This is a genomic window from Microbacterium sp., from assembly GCF_049661145.1.
In the GTDB taxonomy this organism is placed as follows: domain Bacteria; phylum Actinomycetota; class Actinomycetes; order Actinomycetales; family Microbacteriaceae; genus Microbacterium.
Map to the genome: position 1 here is coordinate 1 of NZ_JBASZT010000086.1, position 2,419 is coordinate 2,419.

At 71.7% G+C, this 2,419-nt stretch carries 3 protein-coding genes and 1 pseudogene; 3 read left to right on the forward strand and 1 reads right to left on the reverse strand.

Features of this window, described 5'->3' with window-relative positions:
• Together WBP48_RS03940 and WBP48_RS03945 are read left to right on the forward strand one after the other, a co-directional pair.
• A pseudogene (locus WBP48_RS03940) lies at positions 1-242 on the forward strand (malto-oligosyltrehalose trehalohydrolase); the annotation flags it as partial.
• 205 nt (positions 243-447) lie between these two features.
• Positions 448-1,245, forward strand: a complete 798-nt coding sequence (locus tag WBP48_RS03945; protein ID WP_424436398.1) for a tryptophan-rich sensory protein — start codon at positions 448-450, stop codon at positions 1,243-1,245.
• Between the two features lie 25 nt (positions 1,246-1,270).
• Here the strand turns inward: WBP48_RS03945 and WBP48_RS03950 are convergent, their stop codons facing one another.
• A complete protein-coding gene (locus tag WBP48_RS03950; protein ID WP_424436401.1) occupies positions 1,271-1,996 on the reverse strand; it encodes a glutamine amidotransferase-related protein in 726 nt (241 codons plus the stop codon).
• Positions 1,997-2,080: 84 nt separating this feature from the next.
• Between WBP48_RS03950 and WBP48_RS03955 the strand changes: the two genes are divergently transcribed.
• A partial coding sequence (locus WBP48_RS03955; protein ID WP_424436404.1) for an RNA polymerase sigma factor occupies positions 2,081-2,419 on the forward strand: 339 nt, incomplete at its 3' end.

Below are 2,419 nucleotides of genomic sequence, written 5' to 3' on the forward strand. Positions count from 1 at the left end.
GGCCGCAGCTGACCGAACCGCGGCTCTCGGCATCCCCCGGGGCGGCCGAGGGACCGGGGCGCTGGGCGCTGCACCGGGCGGACGCCGTCGTGTGGGTGAACCTCAGCGCGGACCCCTGGTCGGTGCCTGCCGAGGAGCGGATGGTGTGGTTGGCGACGAAGGATGCCGTGGTCTGCGCCGACGAGTTCGTGATCGCGCCCGACTCCGCTGTCGTGGCCGGGCCGGTGCACATGGTGCGGTGACCCGGGCCCCAGGTGCCGGGCTGCGTTACTCGTTCTCCGGCATCCGGCATCCGGCATCCGTCGTCCAGGATCCTGGATCCGGCGGATGCTCCTCGCCGCATAGTCACGCACTGATGCTCCCAGAGCATCAGTGCGTGACTATCGGGAGCAGAGAGGACTGTCAAGGCAGTGCCGCCGCGCGCCCGGGCCAGATACCGTGACGGGCATGGATGCCGAACGCGAAGCGACGGGAGTCGACGTCGCCCGGCAGTACATCGTGATCGCCACGGTCGTCTTCATGATCGTCGCGGCGATGATCGGCACCGGTCTGTTCGGCGGCACGAACGTGCGTGACCTGCAGGGCGGCGCCCTCGACGCCGACGCCACCTATCTCGCGCCGGCCCGCCCGGCGTTCGCGATCTGGACGGCGATCTACGCGCTCACCATCGCGTATGCCGTCTGGCAGGCGCTGCCATCGCAGCGGAACCGGGTGCGCCAGCGCGCCGCAGGATGGTGGGTCGCCCTCACGGCGATCCTGAACGGCGGCTGGCTGCTGGCGGCCCAGTTCCTGACGCTGGTCTGGACCGTCGTCGCGATCATCGCGCTCCTCGCGGCGCTCGCGTGGACCCTCCATCAGCTGCAGACCTACCCCGGCGTGCATTTCACCGACATCCTCTTCTTCGACGGCGCTGTCGGCCTGCACCTGGGGTGGGTGACCCTCGCCACCGTCGCCAACGTCTCGGCATGGCTCACGGCAGCGGGTGTCGACGGCGGGGCGCCCGAAGTGTGGAGCGTCCTCGTCGTCGTGGCGGTCGGGGTGCTCGGGCTCGCCCTCGCGATCGTCACCCGCGGGCGCATCGCCGTCGGCCTGGCCATGGCATGGGGGCTGTTCTGGATCGGCGTCGCCCGCACCGATGACCCCGTCGCACCCGCGATCACCGCGGCCGCCTGGATCGCCGCCGCGATCGTGGGCGTCTTCCCGGTCGTGCTGACGATTCTGCGGGCGCGTCAGGCGCCCGACTGACAGGCCCCGACCGACAGCCAGGTGGTCAGAAGGCGGTCGCGAACGCGCGCAGGATGCGGGCGGGCTCGGTGAGGGATGCCGACAGCACGAGCGCCGCGATGCGGTCGTAGTCGTTCGCAGCGAAGTAGCCGTCGTCGCGGTAGACGGCCATCCGCTCCGTGAACGCCTGCGCCGTCGGCTCCGGGTGGAACTGCGTCGCGTACAGGCGGTCGCCCATCCGGTAGGCCTGCACGGGGCACACGTCGCCCGTCGCCAGCAGGGTCGCACTCGCCGGCATCCGTCCCGTGCCCTCCTTGTGTGCGGTGAGCGCCGTGAACGCGTCGGCGAGCCCGCCGAAGAGCGGATCGCTGCGCCCTTCCGCCGTGAGCGCGACGCGGGTGGGCCCGGTGTCCTCCGGGTACGCGCGCGTCACCTCGCCGCCGAGCTTCCGCGTGGCGACTCCGATGCCGTAGCAGGTGAACAGTGCGGCGATGGCGCCGGATGCGGCCCCCTCTGCAAGCCGCGCGAGTGAGGCCTCCACGCGGAACTGCGCGTCGGTCTTCGCCGACTCGGGGTCGGTGACGTTGAAAGGGCTCCCGCCCACGACGGCGCCACGCCAGCGCCCCGCGAAGTCCGCGGGCAGTTCGTCGTGGACGAGGTCCCAGCGCTCCAGCTCGTGCTCGTCGAGCTGCATCGCGCCGCGGAAGGACTCGTACTCGGCCGCCGCGGCGCCCGCCTGCGGGCGGGCGCACAGATAGACGAGCCGTGTCATGGCGACGAGTCTAGGCCGACCGACAAGACGATGTATCAGATCATCCCTCGCCCTCCTCCCTCAGGTATGGCCAGAATGAGCGGTATGACCGATGCCGATCTCTCGACCTCCCCCGTGCCGGGAGGCGAAGGGGCGGCGGCGGGCGTGCCCCCGACCATCTGGGATCGCGCCGCCGAACTGTTCGTGGCGTGGCGCGAGGGCCGCGCCCGGGAGATGGACGACCTCGTGCGGCTCATGACACCCGTGCTGTGGCACGTCGTCCGTGCCTACGGGCTGGAGCAGCGCCTCGCGGAGGACGTCGTCCAGATCACCTGGCTGACCCTCGTGCGGCGGCACGAGACGATCCACGACCCCCGGGCCGTCGCCGGCTGGCTGACGACCTGCGCGCGTCGCGAGGCATGGCGGGCCGGGCGCGCCCAGCAG

Excerpts from the sequence above, each read along its gene's own strand:
- WBP48_RS03945 (WP_424436398.1), top strand. The coding sequence starts at position 448 with ATGGATGCCGAACGCGAAGCGACGGGAGTCGACGTCGCCCGGCAGTAC.
- WBP48_RS03950 (WP_424436401.1), bottom strand. The coding sequence starts at position 1,996 with ATGACACGGCTCGTCTATCTGTGCGCCCGCCCGCAGGCGGGCGCCGCG.